At 70.6% G+C, this 23,329-nt stretch carries 22 protein-coding genes and 7 pseudogenes; 17 read left to right on the plus strand and 12 right to left on the minus strand.

What is annotated here, in order from left to right; genetic code table 11:
• Positions 1 to 278: 278 nt before the first annotated feature.
• Complete coding sequence (locus ACZ3TS_RS39755) at positions 279 to 998, minus strand: TetR/AcrR family transcriptional regulator (RefSeq protein ID WP_467627299.1); 720 nt, start codon at positions 996 to 998, stop codon at positions 279 to 281.
• A gap of 39 nt (positions 999 to 1,037) precedes the next feature.
• Positions 1,038 to 2,244: pseudogene (locus tag ACZ3TS_RS39760) on the minus strand (globin domain-containing protein).
• 347 nt (positions 2,245 to 2,591) lie between these two features.
• On the opposite strand from ACZ3TS_RS39760, the gene ACZ3TS_RS39765 reads away from it, so the two are divergent.
• Positions 2,592 to 3,950 carry an NAD(P)/FAD-dependent oxidoreductase gene (locus ACZ3TS_RS39765; RefSeq protein ID WP_467627301.1) on the plus strand — a complete coding sequence of 453 codons (1,359 nt, stop codon included), beginning with the start codon at positions 2,592 to 2,594 and terminating at the stop codon, positions 3,948 to 3,950.
• Here the strand turns inward: ACZ3TS_RS39765 and ACZ3TS_RS39770 are convergent.
• From ACZ3TS_RS39770 to ACZ3TS_RS39785, 4 genes and pseudogenes are all read right to left on the minus strand, one after another.
• Positions 3,940 to 4,153 (minus strand): annotated as a pseudogene (locus ACZ3TS_RS39770) (hypothetical protein); the annotation flags it as partial. The gene ACZ3TS_RS39765 and the pseudogene ACZ3TS_RS39770 sit on opposite strands and share 11 nt — an antisense overlap.
• Before the next feature lie 363 nt (positions 4,154 to 4,516).
• Positions 4,517 to 4,759, minus strand: a complete 243-nt coding sequence (locus ACZ3TS_RS39775) for a hypothetical protein (RefSeq protein WP_467627304.1) — start codon at positions 4,757 to 4,759, stop codon at positions 4,517 to 4,519.
• A 203-nt stretch (positions 4,760 to 4,962) separates the two neighbouring features.
• Entirely contained in the window at positions 4,963 to 5,397 is a 435-nt protein-coding gene (locus tag ACZ3TS_RS39780) for a cupin domain-containing protein (protein ID WP_467627306.1), read from the minus strand.
• Between the two features lie 454 nt (positions 5,398 to 5,851).
• Positions 5,852 to 6,046, minus strand: a pseudogene (locus ACZ3TS_RS39785) (hypothetical protein); the annotation flags it as partial.
• Positions 6,047 to 6,314: 268 nt separating this feature from the next.
• On the opposite strand from ACZ3TS_RS39785, the gene ACZ3TS_RS39790 reads away from it, so the two are divergent.
• Positions 6,315 to 6,590, plus strand: coding sequence for a WhiB family transcriptional regulator (locus ACZ3TS_RS39790; RefSeq protein ID WP_467627308.1), 276 nt, complete (start codon positions 6,315 to 6,317; stop codon positions 6,588 to 6,590).
• A 24-nt stretch (positions 6,591 to 6,614) separates the two neighbouring features.
• Here the strand turns inward: ACZ3TS_RS39790 and ACZ3TS_RS39795 are convergent.
• Positions 6,615 to 6,854 (minus strand): annotated as a pseudogene (locus ACZ3TS_RS39795) (succinate dehydrogenase); the annotation flags it as partial.
• Positions 6,855 to 7,252: 398 nt separating this feature from the next.
• Here ACZ3TS_RS39795 and fdxA point away from each other — a divergent pair.
• A pseudogene (gene fdxA, locus ACZ3TS_RS39800) lies at positions 7,253 to 7,558 on the plus strand (ferredoxin); the annotation flags it as partial.
• Between the two features lie 85 nt (positions 7,559 to 7,643).
• On the opposite strand, the gene ACZ3TS_RS39805 reads toward fdxA, so the two are convergent.
• The 3 genes from ACZ3TS_RS39805 to ACZ3TS_RS39815 all read right to left on the minus strand — a co-directional run bounded on the left by ACZ3TS_RS39805 (position 7,644) and on the right by ACZ3TS_RS39815 (position 9,527).
• Positions 7,644 to 8,141, minus strand: coding sequence for an Ohr family peroxiredoxin (locus ACZ3TS_RS39805; RefSeq protein WP_467627310.1), 498 nt, complete (start codon positions 8,139 to 8,141; stop codon positions 7,644 to 7,646).
• Between the two features lie 278 nt (positions 8,142 to 8,419).
• The gene (locus tag ACZ3TS_RS39810; protein WP_467627312.1) at positions 8,420 to 8,680 is read right to left on the minus strand and encodes a hypothetical protein; all 261 of its coding nucleotides are present in this window, start codon (positions 8,678 to 8,680) and stop codon (positions 8,420 to 8,422) included.
• 82 nt (positions 8,681 to 8,762) lie between these two features.
• Positions 8,763 to 9,527 carry a class I SAM-dependent methyltransferase gene (locus tag ACZ3TS_RS39815; RefSeq protein ID WP_467627315.1) on the minus strand — a complete coding sequence of 255 codons (765 nt, stop codon included), beginning with the start codon at positions 9,525 to 9,527 and terminating at the stop codon, positions 8,763 to 8,765.
• Between the two features lie 182 nt (positions 9,528 to 9,709).
• On the opposite strand from ACZ3TS_RS39815, the gene ACZ3TS_RS39820 reads away from it, so the two are divergent.
• From ACZ3TS_RS39820 to ACZ3TS_RS39840, 5 genes and pseudogenes are all read left to right on the plus strand, one after another.
• Positions 9,710 to 10,648: a 2-hydroxyacid dehydrogenase gene (locus tag ACZ3TS_RS39820; RefSeq protein ID WP_467627317.1), complete on the plus strand. Its 939-nt coding sequence runs from the start codon at positions 9,710 to 9,712 to the stop codon at positions 10,646 to 10,648.
• 106 nt (positions 10,649 to 10,754) lie between these two features.
• Entirely contained in the window at positions 10,755 to 12,386 is a 1,632-nt protein-coding gene (qcrB, locus tag ACZ3TS_RS39825; protein WP_467627319.1) for a cytochrome bc1 complex cytochrome b subunit, read from the plus strand.
• Between the two features lie 133 nt (positions 12,387 to 12,519).
• Complete coding sequence (locus ACZ3TS_RS39830; RefSeq protein WP_467627322.1) at positions 12,520 to 13,362, plus strand: alpha/beta fold hydrolase; 843 nt, start codon at positions 12,520 to 12,522, stop codon at positions 13,360 to 13,362.
• A gap of 184 nt (positions 13,363 to 13,546) precedes the next feature.
• Positions 13,547 to 13,871, plus strand: a pseudogene (locus ACZ3TS_RS39835) (alpha/beta fold hydrolase); the annotation flags it as partial.
• A 99-nt stretch (positions 13,872 to 13,970) separates the two neighbouring features.
• Complete coding sequence (locus ACZ3TS_RS39840; protein WP_467627324.1) at positions 13,971 to 14,312, plus strand: hypothetical protein; 342 nt, start codon at positions 13,971 to 13,973, stop codon at positions 14,310 to 14,312.
• A 49-nt stretch (positions 14,313 to 14,361) separates the two neighbouring features.
• On the opposite strand, the gene ACZ3TS_RS39845 is transcribed toward ACZ3TS_RS39840, so the two are convergent.
• Together ACZ3TS_RS39845 and ACZ3TS_RS39850 are read right to left on the minus strand one after the other, a co-directional pair.
• Positions 14,362 to 14,817, minus strand: a complete 456-nt coding sequence (locus ACZ3TS_RS39845; protein WP_467627326.1) for a hypothetical protein — start codon at positions 14,815 to 14,817, stop codon at positions 14,362 to 14,364.
• Positions 14,818 to 15,053: 236 nt separating this feature from the next.
• The gene (locus ACZ3TS_RS39850) at positions 15,054 to 15,662 is read right to left on the minus strand and encodes a malonic semialdehyde reductase (protein ID WP_467627328.1); all 609 of its coding nucleotides are present in this window, start codon (positions 15,660 to 15,662) and stop codon (positions 15,054 to 15,056) included.
• A 98-nt stretch (positions 15,663 to 15,760) separates the two neighbouring features.
• Between ACZ3TS_RS39850 and ACZ3TS_RS39855 the strand changes: the two genes are divergently transcribed.
• The 9 genes and pseudogenes from ACZ3TS_RS39855 to ACZ3TS_RS39895 all read left to right on the plus strand — a co-directional run bounded on the left by ACZ3TS_RS39855 (position 15,761) and on the right by ACZ3TS_RS39895 (position 22,177).
• Positions 15,761 to 16,165, plus strand: a complete 405-nt coding sequence (locus ACZ3TS_RS39855; protein ID WP_467627330.1) for a winged helix-turn-helix transcriptional regulator — start codon at positions 15,761 to 15,763, stop codon at positions 16,163 to 16,165.
• A 433-nt stretch (positions 16,166 to 16,598) separates the two neighbouring features.
• Entirely contained in the window at positions 16,599 to 17,291 is a 693-nt protein-coding gene (locus tag ACZ3TS_RS39860) for a sigma factor (RefSeq protein WP_467627333.1), read from the plus strand.
• Between the two features lie 272 nt (positions 17,292 to 17,563).
• Entirely contained in the window at positions 17,564 to 17,947 is a 384-nt protein-coding gene (locus ACZ3TS_RS39865; RefSeq protein WP_467627344.1) for an SDR family oxidoreductase, read from the plus strand.
• A 15-nt stretch (positions 17,948 to 17,962) separates the two neighbouring features.
• Entirely contained in the window at positions 17,963 to 18,724 is a 762-nt protein-coding gene (locus ACZ3TS_RS39870) for an SDR family oxidoreductase (protein WP_467627335.1), read from the plus strand.
• 43 nt (positions 18,725 to 18,767) lie between these two features.
• Positions 18,768 to 19,106, plus strand: a complete 339-nt coding sequence (locus tag ACZ3TS_RS39875; protein ID WP_467627338.1) for a hypothetical protein — start codon at positions 18,768 to 18,770, stop codon at positions 19,104 to 19,106.
• Positions 19,107 to 19,110: 4 nt separating this feature from the next.
• On the plus strand, positions 19,111 to 20,049 hold the full coding sequence (locus ACZ3TS_RS39880; RefSeq protein WP_467627340.1) for a Dyp-type peroxidase: 939 nt from the start codon (positions 19,111 to 19,113) through the stop codon (positions 20,047 to 20,049).
• 94 nt (positions 20,050 to 20,143) lie between these two features.
• Entirely contained in the window at positions 20,144 to 21,562 is a 1,419-nt protein-coding gene (locus ACZ3TS_RS39885; protein ID WP_467627342.1) for a sugar porter family MFS transporter, read from the plus strand.
• A gap of 76 nt (positions 21,563 to 21,638) precedes the next feature.
• Positions 21,639 to 21,869, plus strand: a pseudogene (locus ACZ3TS_RS39890) (ATP-binding protein); the annotation flags it as partial.
• Positions 21,870 to 22,036: 167 nt separating this feature from the next.
• Positions 22,037 to 22,177 (plus strand): hypothetical protein, encoded by a 141-nt coding sequence (locus ACZ3TS_RS39895; RefSeq protein ID WP_467627346.1) that lies wholly within the window; start codon positions 22,037 to 22,039, stop codon positions 22,175 to 22,177.
• Positions 22,178 to 23,329: the final 1,152 nt, after the last annotated feature.

Here is a 23,329-nt window from a genome sequence, read left to right on the forward strand (position 1 = left end):
CGCCGAAATCCGGACCGTCCAGCAAGCCTGGGCCCAAGCAGGACTCACCCACGCAGCATGATCACATCAGGCCCGCCAAAACCGCGAAACTCAAGGTATGAGGAGGTCGGCGGGAAACCGTGCTCGAGGAGGTAGGCGGCCGAGTTGGAGCAGCGCTGGCAGGCGGTGAGGACGACGACGGTCCGGTACGACGGCCCCCGCGGCGGGACGGCTCACCGTCCTCGCCGCGGGGGCGGCCATGTCGGTCCGTCAGGCGGGCCGGGACCGGATGACCCTGATCATGGCGTGGTAGAGCTCCGTGCGCTGCGGAGCCTCCGGCACCGGTTCGACCGAGCGTCGGCGGTGGCGTAGGCGCGCAGCAGTTGCGCCACCAGGCGGTGCGAGGCCTTGGCAGCCGTGGCGCCGCTCGCGCGCAGGGTCCCGGAGTTGGCCAGCAGCATCAGGGTGAGGTCGCGGTCGTCGAAGTCCTGGCGCAGATAACCGGCCTCCCTGGCCCGGGAGATGATCCTGAGCGCGCCGCGGGCCGCTTCGGCGCGTCGGGTCTCGACGGCGCCACCGGGAAAGGTCATGGTCAGGACCTCCACGAAGGTCGGATCCGCGGCCTGCAGGGCGGACAGACCGCGGACGTAGTCGGCGAAGCCCTGCCAGGGGTCCGGATCGTCAGAGCAGACCGTCACCAGGCTGTGGTGGGCCTCCACACGGTCCGTGAAAGCGGCGTCGATGAGCTGCTCCCTCATGCCGAACCGGCGGAACAGCGTGGCGTTGCCGACGCCGGCCTCGCGTGCGATGGCGGTCATCGGGACGCCGAGCCCCTCACGGGACAGGAGCCGGCGGGCCGCCGCCAGGATGCGTTCGCGGTTGCGTTCCGCGTCGGCGCGTAGCGCCCCGGCGGGGTCGTGCCCCGACGGCGCCGCGGCCGGGCGCTGCTGTGGCCGGGGTGTTCCCTGAGGTCCGTGCGCGGCATCCGGCTGCGGCCGCGAGCACACCTTCTCGCTCACTGGTGGGGTTCCTTCCGGTGTCCGCCGCACGGCGGGTGACTACTTGCTGAGCCAGAGGTCGGGGCCGAACACCTCGTAGTGGACGGACTGGGGACTCAGCCCGTGGGCGAGGAGGTCGGAGCGGACGGCCTTCATGAAGGCCAGCGGTCCGCACAGGAACGCCGTGGCGTCGGGCGCGGGGGAGAGGCGGGCGATGTCGGCCAGGCCCTCGTTGACGTGGTCCGCGACGGCGTCGGGGTGGTCGATGTCCTCGTACCAGACGTGCAGGGAGGCGTGCGGGAGCCGGCCGACCAGTTCGACGAGTTCGAGCCGGTGGGCGTGGTCGACGGGGGAGCGGTCCGCGTGCACGACGGTCACGGGCCGATGGGGCGACGTGGCGGCCAGGTGGTCCAGCATCGCCAGCATGGGGGTGACGCCGATGCCGGCCGGCGAGCAGCAACGGGCCGTCGCCCTCGGCGAGCAGGAGGTCGCCGAAGGGGAGCGAGACCTGGAGCGTGGCGCCGGGCCGGGCGTGGGCGTGCAGCCAGGAGGAGACCTCGCCCTCCGGCACCCGGCCGTCGGCCGAGTACTCCCGCTTGACGGTGATGCGCCAGGTCTTGAGGCCGGGCGCCGAGGAGAGGCTGTACTGCCGTATCTGGTGGGCTCCGTCGGGCAGTTCGACTCGAACGCTGACGTACTGGCCGGGGACGAACGGACCGGTCGGCGCCCCGTCGGCGCGACGCAGGACGAGGGAGACCGCGTCCGGCGTCTCCTCATGGCGCTCGGCCACCTCCATGGTCTGCCAGACCGCGCCGTCCTCGACCCGCGCTTGCGCGTACAGGCGGGCCTCCATGGCGATGAGAGCGTTGGCCATGAGCCAGTAGACCTCGTCCCAGGCGGCGGCCACCTCCGGGGGCACGGCGTCGCCGAGGACCTCGGCCACGGCCCCGAGGAGGTGACGGGCGACCAGCGTGTACTGGTCGGAGGTGATGCCGAGCGAGGCGTGCTTGTTCGTGATGCGGACCAGTACGGCGTCGGGGCGCTCGTCGGGGTGTTCCACGAGCGCGGTCGCGAAGGCGGCGACGGCACCGGCGAGCGCTTCGCGCTGGTTGCCGCTGGCCTGGTTCGCCCGGTTGAACAAGTCGCGCAGCAGCTCCGGCTGTTCCTCGAACATGCGGCGGTAGAACAGCTCCGTGATGCTGCCGAGGGAGGCCGCCACGGCGGGGAGCGTGGTGCGGACGATCTGCGCGGACCGTTCGGACAGCATGCCGACTCCAAACTGGTGAATGAGATGCATGTTTTCCGGTATGAGTCACCGCTGGTACTCATCCGTGCTCACATGATTGACCGCACCGCGATGCACGTTGTGACAGCTACGGAGCACCGTGTGACGGGCTGCGGACTAATCGCGTTCGCCGGCCACGGAAGGCAGCGCTGGATTCGGCGCGTGGACAACTCCCCACCAACGAAACCGACATGTGGGTGCAGAGGCATGCGCATGCAGAGGCACGCGCAGGGGAAGCGTTGGGCCTTGGCGCGTGATCCGACCACTGTGTCACACCGACTGTCGTCGACCGGTCTAGAGGGTGAGCACCGAGAGGAACGGAGGACACCGTGCGTGAGATCTTGATCGTGGGCGGCGGGTACGCGGGCTTCTACACCGCGTGGGGTCTGGAGAAGAGGCTGCGGCCGGGCGAGGCGCGCGTCACCATTGTCGACCCCCGCCCGTACATGACGTACCAGCCCTTCCTGCCCGAGGTCGTGGCCGGTTCGGTGGAGGCCCGTCACGCGGCGGTCTCGCTCCGCCGTCACTTGCGCCGCACGCGTCTGGTGGCGGGCTCGGTGACGGAGATCCGTCACAGCGCGCGCACGGTCACGGTCCGTCCGGAGTCCGGGCCGTCCCTCGACCTGCACTACGACGTGCTGGTGGTGACGGCGGGGGCGGTCACCCGGACCTTCCCGATCCCGGGGCTGAGCGATCAGGCGTACGGACTCAAGCATGTCGAGGAGGCGGTGGCGATCCGCGACCGCCTCCTCACCTCCTTCGACCGTGCGGCCGGCCTGCCGCGCGGGCCCGAACGCAGCAAGCTGCTCACCGTCACCGTCGTCGGTGGCGGATTCTCCGGAGTGGAGGGATTTGGTGAACTGCTGGCCCTGGCAACCGCGTTGCTCAAGCAGTACCCGGAGATCGGCGCGGACGAACCGGCCTTCCACCTGGTCGAGGCACGGGACCGCATCCTGCCCGAGGTCACGGACCGGCCGGGTGCCTGGGTGGTGCGTTCACTGGAGAAACGGGGGGCGCGGGTGCACCTGAACACCCAGCTGGTGTCCGCCGAGGACGGCCGGGTGCGGCTGTCGGACGGCACCGAGTACGACTCGGGCCTGCTGGTGTGGACGGCCGGCAACGCCGCCAACCCGATCGTGCACAACCACAGCGACCTGCCCGTCGACGAGCGGGGCCTGCTCACCGTACGGGCGGATCTGCGGGTCACCACGGGCACCGAGGTGGTGCCCGACGTCTGGGCGGCGGGAGACGACGCCTCGGTGCCCGATCTCGCGGCCGGGAGGCCGGACGCGCACACCGTGCCCAACGCCCAGCACGCCGTCCGCCAGGGCAAGCGGCTGACGAAGAACATCCTGGCGTCGTTGCGCGGCCGTCCGGCCAAGGACTATGTGCACCGCAGTCTCGGTGTGGTGGCCACACTCGGGCTCGGCCGCGGCATCTTCCAGTACCGGCGCCTGGTCATCAAGGGGTTCCCGGCCTGGCTGATGCACCGTGGCTACCACGTTCTGGCCATACCGAGCTGGGAACGCAAAACGCGTGTGTTCGCGGTATGGGCCACGGCCCTTCTCTACGGCCGCGACATCGTGTCGCTGGCGTCGGTGCAGCACCCGAGGGAGGCATTCGTCTCCCGTGGCGAACCGCGCCGGGGAGAGGAGCCCGCACAGCCCGGAGACCGGCTCACGGCGTGAGGGAACGGTACAGTCCGCGGCCGGCGGCCCGCTGGACGCGCGAGGCGCCGACGAGACGGTCGAGCGTGCCGCGGACGGCGTTGATGCTGCCGCTGTCGGTGTCGCGTCCCAGCGCCGACGCGACGTCGCGGGCGCGGATCGCGGTGTCCCCGGCCTGCGCGAAGATACGACAGGATCAGTTCCGTGAGCTTGCCGTACGTAGTGACGCCGTCGCCCGCCTTGTCGCTCCGGCCTGTCGTGGCCGGGGGCTCTGCGGCGGCTTCGGCGGTTGCCGCGACGTGCGGCCGGCCTCCGGCTTCGTCGGCGACGGGATGCGCATGAGGGCGGGGCCCCGCGGTGATGGGGTGGCCGCCGGGCCGGCGCCGGGCATGAGGGTCTGAAGAGTGTCGAGCGCCGGCCCATGGGTTCCTCTCGTCTCCAACCCTATGTCCTGGCGGGACCGCTCGATGTCCCGACCCGCGACTCGGCGCGGCACCGGGGGATGTCGGCGAACGTGCCAGGCAGCGGCCCCGTCGGCCGAGAACTGAGTGGGCGGTCCCACGCAGAACACACCGTTGATCGGGCCGTCAGAGACGGCGGGTCGGGGACGGAGCGAGCCCCGTGGCGTGCCCTTCGTCCACCGGCGGCGCCGCGTGCTCGCCGTCTGCGGGCAGCCGTCTGATCTTCTCGGACACCGCGTGGATCCGGGCGTCCACCTCGTCGATCGCCTCCAGGATCACCCCGAGCCGTCTTTCCAGGACGGCGGCCTCCGCGGCGAGCGAGACGGTGACGGCGGCGGGATCGGTCCGACGGTCGGCGTCTCGCGTCATCCTCGTGTCCCTCCTCGGCCCGCTTCGGAAGTCCGGTGGACGGGCTCCGGGGGACCGGTGGTCGCCCGGGCGCGACTGACGAATGTCCCTGCCATGCTCCTCCTTGGTCGCCGCGGAGCCCGGGCATGGACCGCCACGAGCCGTCGGTACCGCATTGACCGGGCAGTGGCGGGAGCTGTGACAGCCGCCGTACGGCCGTCGTGTCACGGCAGTTCGCAGCCTGGGGAGGGCGCGTCCTGGGAGAAGGGGGCGCCGTGCGGCAGGACGTAGAGGACATCCAGGACGATGTCCGTGGCCCCCCGGTTCTCGCCGATGTGCACGTGGTCCGCGCCCGACGGCTCCTTCAGGAAGCTGCCTTTCTCGTACACGCCGTCGGAGGCGCAGGAGGCGTCGAAGTGGCTGAGCGTGCCCTGCTTGACGAAGGCGTACAGGGTGCCGTCGTGGTAGTGCCACCCGGTCGCCTGGCCGGGCGGGATGGTGATCTCGCGGAGGATGTAGTCGGTGTCACCGACGGTCCGCTGGGCCAGGACCCGGCCGCTGACGCCGGGGCCGCCGGGGGTGGCCTGGGCGGTCGTCGTGGCGAGCGAGAGCCCCATGAGACAGGCTCCGGCGACCGCGACGCGTGCTGAAGTACGCATGATGATTCCCTTCGGAACGTGAGGGTGAACAGCGGCCCGGGGCAAGTGGCCCTCAGGGGCGGCTTATTCACACGTCACATTGTATTGCCACTGAGTGGGTCGGGGTGCCGAGGTTCGGTCCAACAGTGTGTTTCGTTGTGGAGATGTCAGCGTCTCTCCCACTTCCCGGTGCGGCCGGGGCAGCGGGGGACGCTCCGTGGGACGCTGCGGTGTGGGAGGGGAGTCGGCATGTGAAGCACATCGGTGGCTGTGTTCCTGGAACAGCCCTGCTCCGCAACATATGTGACGAGCCGCCAGAAAAGGCTGAGGGCAGTTCCGCGCGACTGTGAGCGGGAGCGCAGGAGGCAGGCGCTCCGGGCCGGGGCGAAGACCCACATCACCTAATGGATGCCTTGGGGCGTGGCCTCGACGGTCGGCCAGAGCCGGGGGCAGGAGGTCAACAGGCCTGGCTCACGATCACGTAGGCGGCGCGCTGAGTCGGCGTAAGCTTCTCCAGCACCAGCACCAGCACCAGCACCAGGGCGAGTTCCGGCGCTTCCGCCTATTCGGCGCCGGCCTGCGGGTCGTCCGTGGTGTCGATGGGCTCGGGCAGCCATGGACCGATGCGAATCTCCCGGCGGACCCGGGCCGACCGCGCCACGTTGGTCGCCTTCCACGGGAAGCGTCTCTGGGTACATGCCCGTCGGTCTGCGTTTCCTGTTGCCAGTACGCGACGGAGGCGGGGTGCGGACCCGCGCGGGGGGCACTTCCGCTCCAGGTGACCGGGCAGGCAGACGCTTCGTTGCAGACACGCCGCGCCCTCCGTGCCGGAAATCAGCGGCCCACTCCGGCCCGGCGCCGATGTCACACGTGTGCCGATCCTCCGGTCCTTCCCAGTGAGGCGGTGGCGCTCCGCCACGCGCGTGCAGGAGGTGTTCATGGATTGGCGCGACGGGGGCCTGTGCCTAGGCGAGGACCCGGATCTCTTCTTCCCGACGGGCGACATCAGAAGTGGTCGGACAGTCCTCCAGATCGACGAGGCGAAAGCCGTCTGCCGCCGCTTCCCGGTGGCGGAGCAGTGCCTCTCGTGGGCCGTGGACGCGGACCCGGTCGAGGGCATCTGGGGTGGTACGACGGAAGGCGAGCGCCGCGCCATGCGTCTGCGGGCGATGCACCGGCCGACGGTGGAGACACCGGCGCGAGAGGCCGCGTGAGCGCGCCGTTCACCGCACACTTCAGGCGAGGTCCTGGTAGCCGGCGATGTCCGGTTGGACGCCGACGTTCTCCATGCGCTTCGCGAGGAGGTCCAGCTCCGTCAGATCCGCGCGCCCGCTCTCCTCGTCACGGATCACGCCCGCGTGCTCGGTCATGGTGTTGCGGACGACACGTTGCAGGGCACGGACGTTCTGCGGCCCGTCGGCGGCGAGTAGTTCGCCGGCGCGGGCCTCGGCCACGCCGGTGGCGCTGCGGGGAGCCGCGCCATGATCGTGTGGCGTGGCAGGTGCGAGACGACGAGGCAGACGCCGCCGTTGGGCGTGCCGAGATCCGGCCGTCGTCCTCCCGGGCGAAGGCCATCCCGTACCGCTCCAGGTGGTCGATGCCGAGGGCGACCACGTCGACGCTGTCCTCGGCCGGCTCGATCGGCGCCCGCAGGCCGGCCCCCGGTGCCGATCACCAACACCGGGGTGGCAAGACGTTGTTCGGTCCTGGCCACGGTCACTTCTGTGGCTGCGGGTGAGTCGCGGTCAAGTGACCCGCCTGGTCGACGATTTGTGACCCGGGTGCCGACGCGAGGCACCGTCCGTATGCAGGTGTCACACCTTTGCCGTGTCGTCGGTCACTTGAATGAGCCGGAAGCCCGGAGAGGAGCAAGGGGATGACCTACGTCATCGCGCAGCCCTGTGTCGACATCAAGGACCGAGCGTGCCTGGCCGAATGCCCCGTGGACTGCATCTACGAGGGCGTGCGCACGCTGTACATCCACCCCGACGAATGCGTGGACTGCCACGCCTGCGAGCCCGTGTGCCCGGTGGAGGCCATCTTCCCGGAGGACGAGCTGCCGCGGCACTGGGCGCACTACCGGGCCGTCAACGAGGAGTTCTTCGAGGGGGATTCGGCGCAGCGGAGTGGACCGCACCCAGCGCAGGGCGACCATCCCGTTGTCGCGGCACTGCCGCCGCAGCACCTGCGCAAGAAGGAGATCGCCGGGTTCGCCGTCCGCGGGGAGGAGGCCGCCGACGTGGACCCGTGGTTCCCGCTCTGACCGGTCAGGGAGCGAGGGTGATGGTGGTCGGCGTGCCCCGCCAGGCCATGCGTGCGTACGGACACAGCGCGTCGGCCCGCTTCATCAAGCGGGTGGCCGTCTCGCGTGGCACGCCGGGCCACCGCACCACCAGGTCGACGTGGAGCAGATAGCCGCCGTCCTCGGGATCACGTCCGAACGCCACGGTCGCCAGGACGGAGACGGCGGCGGGATCGAGGGCCTCCTGCCGCGCCAGGAGGCTCAGCGCGCCGTGGAAGCAGGCCGCGAAACCGGCAGCGAACAGTTGCTCGGGATTGGTCCCCGTACCGGGGCCGCCCAGCTCCGCGGGCATCCGCAGGTCCAGGTCCAGAGCGCCGTCGGACGACCGGGCCCGGCCGGAGGCCCGCCCGTGCGCGACCGCACCGCCGTCGACGGTCACCGTCGTCGTGTAGAGGGGCGAGAACGCGTCGCCGCTGAAGTCCTTTCCGGTGGACAGGTCGGGCAGTTGGATCGGATCGGTCACTGTATGGCTCCGGGGGCGTCGTGGTGAGGCGTCCGCTGTGCGGTACGGGCCGGACTACTGGATGACCGGGAACCGGCGCTTCCTGTGACGCCGAACTGAAGGTGAGGCGGACGCCGCAGCTGGTCAGTCCCGCAACGAAGCCACGTACGGGGCCGGTGTGGTCGGGTTTATGACCCCCATGACCCGCTCGACGCCCCCTCCGGGGAGGTCGCGGCAGAGCAGGCGGCGGGCTGTGCCCCGCAGGAGATCAGCACCGTCATCAGCCCGTTCGCCTCGACTCACCGGATGTCCGTCCCCGGCCAGAAGTACGGGGCGAAGGTCACGAGGTAGCGCGAGACGTGGGTTCGCTCGACCCCGGGCCTCCGGGACCCGCTGCGGATGCCGCCGCCGTCCGAGTAGCTGACGACGCCGGCGGCCGGGATCTCCTCCAGGACCGGCAGATCGCCCGTGCGGGCCGCGGTGAGGAACACCTCCAGCAGCCGTCGGTGGGCGATCCGCGTCACCCGCGCGGTGCACGCGGCGAAGCTGGTCGCGCGCACCGGCTGAAGAGTTCGGATGACCGAGCGCGACGGGCCGGGTGGTGACCGTGCGGCACCCGAGGGGCCCTTGCGGTGCGGCGCCTCACCGGCGGCCGTGCAGCGTCACGGCCAGCAGCTCCGACTCCTCGTACCCCGGAAGCGGGGCGAACCCGTGCGCGGCCAGTTCGTCGGTCAGCCGGGCGCGCGTCGCGGGCCACATCCAGAACGTCTCGGTGTGTTCCCGCAGCACGTCGTCGGCGTCCCTGACCCAGTAGTCGGCGCGGGTCCGGATGCGGTAGCCGGCGGCCGACATCGTCATGCGCCCGCCGTAGACGTGCTCGCCGACCCGCTTGTCCGCGAGCCGACGCACGACGGTGCGGGCCGGGAGCCGGGCCGGCGGCAACTGCACGAACAGCGAGCCGCCGGGGGTGAGGGCCCTGCCGAGCGCGGGCCACAACTTCTCGCGTACACCGGGTGGCAGGCAGCCCACCATGTTGTGGCAGACGGCCACGTCCGCGACCGCGTCCAGCGCGGTCTCGTCCAGGGGGTGCGGGTGCACGGTGACCCGGTCCCGCTGCTCGGAGGGCAGGGCGGCGAGCCGGGTCAGCAGCGACGTGCGCATGGCCCGGGCCGGTTCGACGGCGTGCACGTCGGCCCCGGAGTCGGCGAGGGCCAGCATCGTCACCCGCCCGGTACCGGCCCCGACGTCCAGCACGCCGGTGCGGGCGTCGGCGATCTGGCGTGCGTAGAGCCGGCGGACCCGCGCCTCGTCCTCGTCGGCCTGCAAGATGTCGTAGAACTCCGCGGTGACCGCGTAGGAGTCGTGTTCCCGTCGGAGACCGGACGGTCCGCTGAGGATAGTGTGCATGCCCGACATGACAACGTATGGGCAGAGCGTGTGACAGCGAGGACAGACGACCGCAGGGCGGACCGTTGTCACAGAAGCACACGGTGCGCAGTCAATGGTCCGGCTCCGTCCGGCGACCTTTCGGGACGTTCCGAGACCGGACCGGAGCTCCGGAAAATGTCGTGAGAGCGGAGTTCGTCGTCATGACCGCGCGATCCCCCCAGGTATGGCTGCCCGCGCAGTTCGGCCGCCTCGCCGATCTGCCCCCGGGCCTTGACTACGCCCGCTGGGACGGCCGTTCGGCCTTTCCCACGGACCCGGCGGAGGTCGAGTTCTACGTGCCCCCACTGACCAAGGACATCGGCGTCATCGCCCGGCCGCTGGCCCGGATGACCCGGCTGCGGGCGGTGCAGGCGCTCAGCGCCGGAACCGACGAACTGCGGGCGGCACTGGACCGGCTGCCCCGTGAGGTGACCCTGTGCAACGCGAAGGGGGTGGCGGCTGCCGGCACGGCCGAACTGGCCCTGACGCTGATCCTCGCCAGCCTGCGCGGCATACCGGAGTCGCTCCGTGCCCAGGACCGGGAGGACTGGGACCCGCGGACCTTCTTCACCCTGCACGGACGGTCCGTGCTCATCGTCGGTCACGGCGCCGTCGGCTCCGCCCTGGAGGAGCTCCTGACGCCCTTCGGCTGCGCCGTCACCCGCGTCGGGCGCGCGGACGGGGACACGCCCCAAGGGCCGGTGCGCTCCGTGTCGCTGCTGCCCCGGCTTGTCCCGGACGCCGACGTGATCGTGCTGTGCACCCCGCTGACCGGGGCGACCCGCGGGCTCTTCGATGCCGCACTGCTGTCCCGCGTCAAGGACGGCGCCCTGCTCGTCAACGTGTCCCGGGGCGCGGTCGTCGACACCGACGCCCTGCTGAAGGAGGTGGACGGCGGACGGCTGCGGGCCGCCCTCGACGTGACCGACCCCGAACCGCTCCCGCCGGGCCACCCGCTCTGGACCGCGCCCGGCGTCCTGGTAACCCCGCACGTCGGCGCTTTCACCCCCGACTTCTGGCCCCGTCTCGAAGCGCTCGTGCGACGGCAGCTGGCCCGGTTCGTCGCGGGCAGGGAACTGGAGAACGTCGTCACACGCTGACACCCGGACGCCCCAGTGTCACACCTTTGCGTCCTCACCGGTCTTGATTGGGACAGCAGTTGATGAATGCACCTGAACAGCGTGCCGCACGACGAATGGTGACGAGATGGGCAACGACAGCCGGCCGGCCGGACCGGAGCGAGAGCGCGGTGGAGAGCGGCTCGCCACATGGGTGGCGAGCCGGACAGGCCTGCGCGGGACGGCCCGCTCCGCCCGGCGCCTGGTCTTCCCGGACCACTGGTCGTTCATGCTCGGCGAGATCGCGCTCTACAGTTTCGTCGTCCTGCTGATCACAGGCGTCTACCTCAGCCTCTACTTCCACCCCTCCACCGATCTCGTCGTCTACCAGGGCGGATATGCGCCGCTGCGGGGACAGTTGGTGTCCCGGGCCTTCGACTCGACCCTGCGCCTCTCCTTCGACGTCCGAGGCGGCCTGCTCATCCGCCAGGCGCACCACTGGGCGGCACTGGTCTTCGTCGCCGCGGTCTTCGCGCACCTGCTGCGGGTCTTCTTCACGGGAGCGTTCCGCAAGCCGCGCGAGCTGAACTGGGTGCTGGGGTTCCTGCTACTCGTCCTGGTCATGTTCGCCGGTCTGACCGGCTACGACCTGCCCGACGACCTGCTGTCCGGAACCGGCCTGCAAGTGGTCAACGGCACACTGTTGTCGATCCCGGTCGTCGGCACCTACCTCTCGTTCTTCCTCTTCGGCGGCGAGTTCCCCGGTGAGGATCTGATCGCCCGCTTCAACACCCTGCACACGCTGGTCATCCCCGCGCTGATGATCGCGGTGCTCGTCGGTTACGCGGTACTGGCCCTGCGCCACCGGCCCACCCAGTACCCCGGCCCCGGCCGGAGCGAGAACAACGTCGTCGGCCTTCCGTTCGCGGTCCGTGCCGTGAAGTCCGCCGGCTACTTCTGCTTCGTGTCCGGCGTGATCTTCTTCATGGCGGCCGTGGCCCAGATCAACCCCGTGTGGAACTACGGCCCCTTCCGCCCGGACCAGGTGTCCGCCGGATCCCAGCCGGACTGGTACATGGGCGTCGCGGACGGCCTGCTGCGCGTCATGCCGGGCTGGGAGATCGACCTGTGGGGCCACACCCTGGCCCTGGACAACCTCCTGCCGCTGCTGGCCGGCCTGGTCCTCTTCCTCGCGATGGGCGCCTACCCGTTCCTGGAGGCCTGGGTCACGGACGACGACCGAGACCACCACCTCCTCGACCGCCCTCGCAACCGTCCCGTACGGACCGCCCTGGGCGTGGCCTGGCTCAGCGTCTACGCGGTGGCACTCGTCGGAGCCGCCAACGACGTCATCGCCACCTGGCTGCACGTCTCCGTCAACTCCGTGACCTGGGCCGTGCGTGTCGGCCTGTTCGTCGCCCCGGTCCTGGCCTTCGGCATCACCAAGCGCCTCGCGCTCGGCCTGCAGCGGCGCGACCGCGACAAGGTGTTGCACGGCCGCGAGACCGGCGTCATCAAGCGCCTGCCGCACGGCGAGTATGTCGAGGTCCACGAGCCCCTCGCCCCGGCCCGGCTGCACACCCTCACCGCTCACGAGCAGTACCGGCCGCTGGAGCCCGCGCCTGACCCGGACCCGGACGAGCCCGCGCCGACCCGGACCCGGACCGCCACCCGGCACCTGCGCGTCGCGCTCAGCCGCGCCCTCTACGGCCCGGGCACCCAGATCCCCAAGCCCTCGCCGCCCGAGCACCAGGAACTCACCGCCCGGCACCGGCCCTGATCCCCCCAGCCGACCTCCGCCCCCACCGACCGACTCGCCCCCCACCGACCGACTCCCGCCCGTCTCCCATCCGTGCCCCGCTCGGGAGACGGGCGGGGTACCCACCACCGATTCCGCCCGAAAGGCCATCGACATGAACCGAACCGTCCGCACCAGCCGGACCCGGACCGCACTCACCGCCCTCGCCACCGCGAGCGTCTTCGCCGGGCTGCTCGCCACCGCGACCGGGTCGGCCGCCGCCGACAAGGACCCCGCCACCGAGGCGCCCAAGCCCACCGTCGTCCTCGTCCACGGCGCGTTCGCCGACTCCACGAGCTGGAACGACGTCATCCGCAGACTGCGTGACGACCACTATCCGGTGGTCGCCGTCGCCAACCCGCTGCGCTCCCTGAGCGGCGACTCCGCCTACCTCAGGGACGTCCTGGCAGGCATCGACGGGCCCATCGTCCTGGCCGGGCACTCGTACGGCGGCTCGGTGATCAGCAACGCCGCCACCGGCAACGAGAACGTCAAGGCGCTGGTCTACCTCGCGGCCTTCCTCCCGGACAAGGGTGAGAGCGCGGCCGACCTGGCGGGCAAGTTCCCGGGCAGCACCCTCGGCGACGCACTGCGTGCGGTGCCGACCACGAACGCCGACGGCGCCCCGGTCAGTGACCTGTACATCCAGAACGCCAGGTTCCATCACCAGTTCGCCGCGGACGTGCCCCGCGCCACGACGGACCTGATGGCCGTCACCCAGCGACCGATCACCGACGCCGCCCTGGCCGGGGCCTCGGCCGAACCGGCCTGGAAGACCATCCCCTCCTGGGTCCTGGTCGCCACGCAGGACCTCAACATCCCGCCCGCGGCGCAGGAGTTCATGGCCGAGCGGGCCCACGCCCACACCTCGAAGGTGCGGTCCTCGCACGCGGTGAGCGTCTCGAAGCCCGGGAAGGTCACCGAGGTCATCGAGGACGCCGCTCACGCGGTGCGCTGACACCCGATGCGGGACAAGCCGCACGGACGGGGCACTGTCGCCCGCCACACGGCTCGTCGCGCTGTCGCCGCGACCCGCTCCACCGAGCGCACCGGTCGCGGACGTGCAAGGACGAACCCGTGCGCCGCGAACCGCGCATCACCCCCATCGGCCCGCCGGCCTCGCCGTACCGTGGCGCTGCACCGTCGCTGATCTGCACATCGACACGAGCAGGTTCCGCAGTTCGCCGCTGACGTCCCCGAGGCGACCGTGGCGGTCATGGCCGCCACCCAGGGGCCGGGGCCGACGCGGCGCTGACCGAGGGTGCGTCCGTCCCCGCCTGGCGGGACATCCCGTCCTGGGTCCTGGTGGCGACCGAGGACCGCAACATCCCGGCTCAGGTGCAGATCTTCATGGCCGGGCGTGCGAAGGCCACGGTCGTGACCGTCGACGCCTCCCACGCGGTTGCTGTGTCCCGCCCGGGTGACGTCGCTCGGCTGATCGACGAGGCGGTACGCGCCACCTGCTGAACCGCCTGTGCATTGAGGCGCGGTGCCCGTGGTACCGCGCCGTCCTCGCCGGCCCGGCTCCGCCGCGGACGCCTGGCCGCCTACTTCGGGAGCGCATTCATGAGTACGGAGGAGCAGGCCGCTCGCGGGCTGGCCGACCTGGAGGCCTACCTGTACCAGGAGGCCCATCTCAGCGCGGCCCGGCTGCGCGTGGCCGCCTTCCTCGCGCAGTCGGACGGGCTGAGCCACCGGCAGAAGAGAGACATCGAGGAGTGGTATCTCGACGAGCAGAAGTACGTCGCCGGGACGGTGACACAGCACATCGCCGACAGCATCGCCCAGGCAGACTCGGCCCGACGGCGCAGCTCCCTCCAGTGGATACGGTGGCTACTCGTCGCCGTGACCGCCCTGACCCTGCTGACCTTCGTGGGCACCGTACTCCTCGTAGCCACCCGCCCCTGACCCCGCGCCGCGGCCCCCGGGGAATGCGGGGGAGGAGCGGCGGTTCGATTCAGCCGCGGGCATCCAGGCCCTCCCCACCGAGGCACAGCGCCTGCTGCCCATCGCCGCCCTCGATCCGGTCGGCGACGTTTCCCCGTTGTGCCGGGCCGCTGAACGCCTTGGCATGCCGGTGGACACCGCCCTCACCCACGCGGAGGCATCGGGGCTCCTGGTGCTCGGCATCTGGGCCCGCTTCCGGCACTCGCTGGTCAGCTCGGCGGCACATCGCGCCGCGGACTCTGAGGAACGGCGGCGCGTGCACCGGGCGTTGGCCGATCCGATCGATGTGCGCCTCGATCCCGAACGCCGGGTAGGGTACCTGACGAGCACCGACCCGGAGCCTGTCGAAGCCGTCGCCGCGGAACTCGAGGGTTCCGCCGGCCGTGCCCACCGGCGGGGTGGACTTGCCGCCGTGGCTGCCTTCCTGCACCGGGCCGGCGAACTGGACCCCGACTCCGAACGGCACGACGCCAGGACCCTGGCCGCCGCCCAGGCCAAGTATCAGGCGGGTGCCTGCGACATCGCCCGGGAACTGGTCGCCGTGGCAAACCTGGACCCGCTTGGCGAGGCCGGGAGCGGCCGGGCCACATCTGCACCGCCACGCCGGGCACCGAGAGCGATACCAACGTGCGCCTGCTCCTCGGCGCTCTGTCACACAAGGCAGCCGTGCCCGGTCGTGGGGAGAGGAAAGAGCCCGTCGGCTCAGACCCAGGCGACGGCGTCCTCGTGCGCGAGGCGCGGCATGCGGTCGAACTCCGGAGGGCCCGCAGGGTGGCCGATGTTCACGACGAGCACGGAGTGCCAGGAGTTGTCGGGGAAGAACTCCTTGTCGATCCCCGCCGGGTCGAAGCCGCCCATGGGGCCGGCGGCGAGGCCGCAGGCGCGGACGGCCAGGATGAAGTAGCCCGCTTGGAGGGGGCCGTTGAAGGACGTGATGCTGTCCCGCTGGGCGGGGTCGGCGGCGAAGTGCTCCCGCAGCTCGGGCTTGATCGGCAGGATGTGCGGGATGTGCGCGTGGAAGCTGTCGTCCACGGCCAGGACCGCGACGGCGGGCGCGGAGGCCGACTTGGGCCGGTTCCCCTCGTCGAGGTGCGGCAGCAGGCGTTCCTTGCCCTCGGGCGTGCGGACGTACAGGACGCGCAGGGGCTGCAGGTTCGCGGCGGTCGGGGCCCAGCGGGCCAGTTCCCAGATGCCGGTCAGCGTCGCGTCGTCGACCGGTGTGTCGGCGAAGGAGTAGGTGGTGCGCGCGTCGGTGAAGAGCGCGGCCCGGGCGTCGGCGCCGACGCGGGAAAGAGGGACCGAGGTGGTCATATCGAACTCTCCTTGATCGCAAATTCGAAGCAGCTTTGCATGTCGATGCTACTTCGAAAAACAGAGGGGGAGCGTAGCACCTTGGCTATCCTGGGGACATGACGGAAGCACCGGACCCCCGATCGCCCGACGCGAGCGACGCCCCCGCCGTGCAGCACCATCCGGCAGCCTGCGACGGGGCCCTGACGAGGGCGTTCGGCTTCCTCGGCAAGCGATGGAACGGCGTCATCCTGGCCACGTTGCAGCACGGGCCCCTGGGCTACGCCGAGTTGCGGCGCGCGGTGGAGGGCATCAGCGACTCCGTCCTCTCGGAGCGCCTCTCGGAGCTGTCCGGCGCGGGACTCACCGTGCGCGAGGTCGAGCCCGGACCGCCCGTCATGGTCCGCTACCGGCTCACCCCGGACGGGACGGCCCTGATGCCCATCCTCAGCGAGCTGGCAGGCTGGGCGTCCCGCCACCTGCCCGAGACACCGGCCGCCCCGCAGCGCCGCGCCAGGAACTGAACCGGACGCACCCGCCCCGCCTCACCGGAGCCGCGGCCGTGACCCGGCGCCGGCCGACACGTCCCGCATCGGCTCGGCGACAGGTTCACTCTGGAATGGCCGCACTCGAACGCCGTGGGCTCGGTTCTGATCAGCGATCCCGCGTCGCCGCCACCGATGTCCAGTTCTTCTTGGGATCTTTGCCCCACGACATCAACGTCCTCATGCGACAGCGGGCACAGGCCGGGGCGGACGGCGGGTCATGAGTAGGTCCACGGACTCGGCCACGGGGTCCCCAGGGGGGTGGCCCACGGAAGCCCACCGGTTCGGGGAGAGATCCGCCGGGGGCCCACGGACTCCACCACAGGGAGCCAAGGGCGCGGGCGCGAGGGTCCCGCGGTGAGGGTGGAGGCACGCCCAGGACGGGCGGCCCTTCCACCACGAGGAGTTCCCCATGCCGGTGACCGGCTCGCAGACCACGACGACCGAACCCGTGCTCGCCCGACCGGCAGGGGACGACAGCATGGACGCCGCCCTCGACACCTTCCTGGCCGAGCGGACACGCTTCTACCGCATTCTCGGCGACGTCACCGGAGCCGAGGACGTGGTCCAGGAGGTGTGGCTGCGCTGGCAGCTCACCCAGCGCGCGGAGATCGACAACGCGACCGCTTTCCTGGTGACGGCGACCACCCGGCTGGCCATCAACGTCGTCCGCTCCGCCCGCCGCCGTCACGAGGTTCCGGTCGAGCCGCAGTTGGCCGACTTCGGCGACCGGACCGCTCCGGACCCCGTACTGAGCATCGAGCGCAGCGCCGCGATCGAGGGGGCCTTGGCCCTGCTCATGGCGCGGCTGACGCCGGACCGGTTGGCCGCCTACGTCCTGCGCAAGGGATTCGGCTACGACTACGCCGAACTCGCGTCCCTGCTGCGGATCAGCGCCCCGAACGCGCGCGTGGTGGTGCACCGGGCACAGGCCCGCCTGGAGTCCGGCCGGGAGCGCCCGGTGCCCGTCGAGTCGCACCGCCGCCTTGCCGCGGCGTTCCGGACGGCCGCCCACACCGGCGACCTGGACGGCCTGGTGAAGGTGCTCGCCCCGCCGCGTGACGAGCCGTCGAACATGTCGCACTGTGCAATGTCTGACGGGTGAGCGGGAACACACCATAGTGAGTGTGCGTACCAGTGACGACAGTAGAAACATGTGTTGCCCGCAGGCTTTTCCGCACGGCCCGTCGCGGCCACGTGGCCGTCGAGACCGGAGCCGGTTCCGGCATCGACCGGGCCGTGGCCGTGGCCGTGGCCTTCGCCTTCGCCGAGGCGGGTGCGCCAGTGCGCGTTTTCTCGCCCACACCGCCGTACCACACCTGCGCGAGACCTCCGGCACCGTCGCCTATCTCTCCAGTACGCACGGGCACCGGCCCCATGGAGGGCGGCGCGCACCACGCGGCCACCAAGGCCGCCGTCGAACAGCTGCCCCGCAGCTGGGCACTGGAACTGGCGGAGGAAGGAGCCCGTGTCAACGCCGTCACCCCCGGCCCCACCCGCACCAACGTCATGCTGGACGCCGGACTTATCCCCGAGGCCGCCGACGACATGTACGCCAACGAACGCGACCGCGTCTTCCCCCACCGCATAGCAGGCACCGAAGAGATCGTTCGGCTCCGCTGTAACCGGCTTCCGTGTGTTCGGCTTCGCTGTCCGAGGCGGTGTCGGACGAACCGGCGATACTCCCCGCCCTCCGCCCCCCGGGGGTGTCACACATCGGGCACCGGACCGGTCAAACCCCTCAACCGAGCCAGGCGTTGAGGAGGTTGATGCACGATGAAGGTCGTGGTTTTCGACGACGGCGGACTCATGGGCGTCGAGACGGCCCTGTGGGTCAGGGACCACGGACACGAGGTGGGCATGGTCTCGGCACCCGCCGGGTTCGACGCGCTCACCGCGGAGGAGGTCGCCGAAGCCCTGCACGGCTGTGCGGTGGTGATCGACCTCGTCCATCAACCGCCCCCGGCCACCGGCACGTTCCCCACGGAGGTCGGCCCGGCCGGCGGCCTCCTGCGCGCCGCGATCGCCGCCGGGGTGCGGCACCACGTGTGCCTCTCCGCGGTCGGCGTGGACCGGGTCCCCGACGACGGCGCCTTCACCGCGCTGCGCGCCCGGGAAGCCATGATCGAACGCTCCGGCATCCCCCGCTCCATCCTGCGCAGCACCCAGTTGTTCGAGGCCGCCGAGGCCATCGCGGACACGGCCACCGAGGACGGCGCCGTCCGGGTTCCGCCGCTGCGCGTGCAGCCGGTGTCCCTGACGGACGTGGCGATGTACCTGGCACACATCGCGGTGTCCCGGCCCCTCGGCGGAGCGCGCGAGATCGCCGGCCCCGAACAGCTCGGGCTGGACCGGTTCGTCGGGATCGCCCTCGCGACGGACGCGGACCGCCGGCCTGTCCACACACACGCCCACGGCTCCTTCCTCGGCGCCCGCCCGCGCACCGTGGACCTCCTGCCGGGCCCCGGCGCCTTCGTCGCGCAGACCAGTTACCGGGAGTGGCTCGCCGGCCGCCCCGCCCCCGAGGTCAGCTCCTGACCCCGCTCACCCGGAACCCACCCTCGCAGGAAGAGAGCCACGGATGACGACACTGGACATCGAGCTGCTCGGTGCGTTGCGCGAACGCGCCGCCGGACCAATGCCGTCGGACATCTCCGGTCCCAACGGCGGACGGCCCCCGCGCCGCTTCGCCCTGGAACCGCACGTCCCGGGCGAGCGGCACCGGGAACCGGCGGCCGAACTCCACGCGGTCGCCACGGCCGGCGGACCGCACCTGAGCGGGAGCGCGGGGCGGCGCCGGCGCGTCCTGGACGGCTGGAGCAAGGTCTCCACCGGACGCCGCCACGAGATCTCCATCTGCCGGTTGGAGGTCCAGGAGGCCGAACCGCCGGTGCCCGCGGCACTGAGGACCGGGGACTGACTTCGTGCCTCAGACGATCTCTTCCCCTCTGACCAGTGCGGCGATCTTCCTGGTGGTCACGATCGATCACGGCGGCGAACGTACCGTCCGCGACCTCCTGCCGGACCTCGGCTCCCTGGAACGTGCCGTGGGGTTCCGCGCCCACCCGGACGGTCTGCTGAGCTGTGTGACCGGCATCGGGTCCCACGCCTGGGACCGCCTGTTCACCGGCGAACGCCCGGCGCGCCTGCACCCCTTCCAAGAATTGCGCAGCCCACGGCACCGAGCGGTCTCCACCCCCGGCGACCTGCTCTTCCACATACGCGCCGCGCGCCAGGATTTGTGCTTCGCCCTCGCCACCGAGATCATGACTCGGCTGCGCGGAGCGGTCACGGTGCGGGACGAAGTGCACGGCTTCCAGTACTTCGACGAACGCGACCTCCTCGGCTTCGTCGACGGCACCGAGAACCCCACAGGTGCCCGGGCACAGGCCGCCGTGCTGGTGGGGGAGGAGGACCCACGCTTCGCCGGCGGCAGTTACGTGATAGTGCAGAAGTACCTCCACGACCTTGACGCCTGGGAAGCCCTACCCGTGGAAGCCCAAGAGCGGGTGATCGGCCGGCGCAAACTCTCCGACGTGGAACTGGCGGACGACGTGAAACCGGCCGACTCACACGTCGCCCTCACCACCGTGACCGATGCTGACGGCACCGAGCGGCAGATCCTCCGCGACAACATGCCGTTCGGGACGGTGGGCACCGAGGAGTTCGGTACGTACTTCATCGGATACGCGCGCGACCCCCGGGTGACCGAGACGATGCTGGAGCGCATGTTCCTGGGCACGGACACGGCTGCGCACGACCGCATCCTGGACTTCTCCACCGCCGTCACGGGGACCCTGTTCTTCACCCCGTCCGAGGACTTCCTGGCGGACCCGCCTGAACTGCCGGACAGCGGGAGTTGACCGGACGACGTCACAACAGCGTCACACCGTCCTTGCCCCGCCGGTCTTCAGGATGAGACACCGCTCTCCCCTACCAGTGGCACAAGGAGTTCATGTGACCAGCACCGCCGAGACACCCCCGCAACGGACCCAAGCAGCCCATCGTCCCCCGCTCGCTCATGTCGTCTCCATCGCGGCCGCGGCCGCGATGGGTGGCTTCCTGTTTGGCTACGATAGTTCCGTGATCAACGGAGCTGTCGAAGCGATCCGGGACCGCTACGACATCGGCTCCGCCGTACTGGCCCAGGTCATCGCGATCGCCCTGATCGGCTGTGCGATCGGCGCCGCGACCGCGGGCAGGCTCGCCGACCGCATCGGCCGCATCCGCTGCATGCAGATCGCCGCCGTCCTGTTCACCATCAGCGCCGTCGGCTCGGCCCTACCCTTCGCACTGTGGGACCTGGCGATGTGGCGGGTCATCGGCGGCATAGCCATCGGCATGGCCTCTGTGATCGGCCCGGCCTACATCGCCGAGGTCTCCCCGCCGGCCTACCGCGGCCGGCTCGGCTCCTTCCAGCAGGCGGCGATCGTCATCGGCATTGCGGTCTCCCAGCTGGTCAACTGGGGTCTGCTGAACGCAGTGGGCGGCGACCAGCGCGGCGAGCTGATGGGCGTGGAGGCCTGGCAGGCCATGCTCGGCGTGATGGTCGTCCCGGCTGTCCTTTACGGTCTGCTCTCCTTCGCGATACCCGAGTCCCCCCGCTTCCTGATCTCCGTGGGCCGCCACGCGAAGGCCCGCCGCGTCCTCGCAGAGGTCGAGGGTGCCAGGATCGACGTCGACGCCCGCGTCGCCGAGATCGAGTCGGCCGTGCGAGGCGAGGAGAGGCCGGCCTTCACGGATCTGCTCGGCGCCAGCTTCTTCTTCAGGCCGATCGTCTGGATCGGCATCGGCCTGTCGGTCTTCCAGCAGTTCGTCGGCATCAACGTCGCGTTCTACTACTCCTCCACGCTGTGGCAGTCGGTCGGCGTCAACCCAGCGGACTCATTCTTCTACTCGTTCACGACGTCGATCACTAACATCGTCGGCACGGTGATCGCCATGCTCCTCGTCGACCGGATCGGGCGTAGGCCGCTGGCCGTGGTCGGGTCGGTCGGCATGGCCATTGCCCTGGCGCTGGAGGCGTGGGCGTTCTCCGCCCGCTCGGCCGGCGGCGAACTCCCCTCAGCGCAGGGCTGGGTCGCACTGATCGCCGCCCACGGCTTCGTCCTCTTCTTCGCCCTATCCTGGGGTGTGGTCGTCTGGGTTATGCTCGGCGAGATATTCCCCAGCCGGATCCGCGCCGCAGCGCTCGGTGTCGCCGCCTCCGCGCAGTGGATCGCCAACTGGGCCATCACGGCGAGCTTCCCGTCGCTGTCCGACTGGAACCTCTCCGGCACGTACGTGATCTACACGGCCTTTGCCGCGCTCTCCATCCCCTTCGTCCTGAAGTTCGTGAAGGAGACCAAGGGCAGGACGCTCGAGGAAATGGGCTGACCCTACGGCGCGGGACCCCGGCCTCCGACGGCACGCCACGCACGGGGAGTTGCAGCAGTTCATCCGCGGCGGCTGGGTGAGGACCATCTCAGCATCGCCACCGCCGGCCGGGCGGTCATCGCCCGCCACCGCCGGGCGCCCCGCGGCGCCGGGCAGACAGTGCGGGAGGTATCTGAAGTCGTCCACGATCTTGACGACCAATGTCGGTATCGCCGACTGGGCCGGGGCCTTCGGGGATGCCACGGTCGCGGCCGCGATGCTCGACCGGCTCCTGCACCGGGCCGCGGTCGCCGGCATCGACGGCCCGTCCTATGCTCTCCCGCCTGCCGCAAGGATGCCGACCGGCGCCGGGGCCAGGCCCGGGACGACGACCGGGCCCGCCGCCTGGGCGAAAGCCCGCGATCTCCGCGACCGGTGGGCGAACTGCCCACCGCCCGGCCCGCACCCCGTCAACAACCGGGAGTCCGGGACCCGTTGGAGCCCACCGCGACCCGCAACTGCCCGTACTGCGACCAGCCGATCACCATCGTCGCCCTGCTGGCCACCCCGGAAGCCGCCCGCCCCTCGATCAGCAGCCGCGTCCCCGACATCACTCCGCTGCGGCGGACACCGTGAACCCGCCCATGCACCCCGTTGCGCTCGTATCCGGCCCGACTTTCCTCTTTCACCGGCAGCACACTGCTGCTCGTGCTGAGCTCTTCGCAGCGGGTCACATCTGCTCGGACCATATTCCGAATGCAGTGACACCGTACATCCGAGAGATTCTATAAATTGCAACTGTGCATTTAGTGTCGCTTTCGAGAGGCCGGACCTCAGCGCCGGTCCACGGTGTTGATGAGGTGCAGGACGGAGAGATATCTCGTCGATAGTCCTGCTGTACCGGGCGGGCGTGTGTTGCTGTAAGCACGAGCCGGCTGCATCGGATTCATCAGCTGGGCCCCGAGTGGCTGGTCAGGGGAACGCTGGTGCAAGGGAGCCGGTCCGACAGGGAGTGCCTGGCCGGGTGCGGACCACTGGGGCGCGCCGGTGTTGGTCAGTTGGCGGTCTGTTCCGGCCGTGCTTGCTGCACGGCCGGAACAGACCGCGGTTGCTGCCAGGCCGGGTCCGGGCAGGTGCATTAGGGGCTGGTGTTGGCCCAAGCCACCCGCCGGGTGAGGGCAGTTGCGTCATGCGGCTTTGCCGCGGTGTGGCTCGCTGCAGCCGCGACGGCGGCGTGAGCGCAGCTGGGGTTGTGAGCGGGCCTGTAGGGATCCAGAGCGGCTCGGCCCGGCCGTCGCCCGGGCCTGAGCAGTCGGCATCCTGGTATCCGTTGGCGTGGCCTTGAGGAGCTCATTCTTTTGCGCTGTCTCGTCTTCCCCCGAGCGCTGGCGCCGATCGCACGGGGAAGGCAAGGTGGGAGCACTCCCGCGGTAGGCGCCAACTGTGCCTCAATGCAGCAGTAGTTGATGCCTTGGTCCGGCTGAACAACTCCAGGCAACCCCAGTGTCTGAGCAGGTCAGAGCCACTCATTCTTCAGATCTGTCTCGCGGCGTCTCGTCGGCTTCTGGTTCTTTGGGGCTTTCCCTCAAACTAAAAACACGAAGCGAGTCGCGTATGGTCGCTTCAGGCACGGTCGTCGGCCCCCGCAGAGGGGCCTTCCTGTGCCCGGCTGTTCGTCATTCTTCATCTGTTGGAGTAATAGTCAATACCTGTGGGTCGGTTGAGGTGGTTTAGGCTGCGTGAGCCTCGGGGCGCTCGACGAGATGGCCGCGTTCGAAGCGGGCTCCG

The organism is Streptomyces sp. NPDC022910 (genome assembly GCF_055561075.1).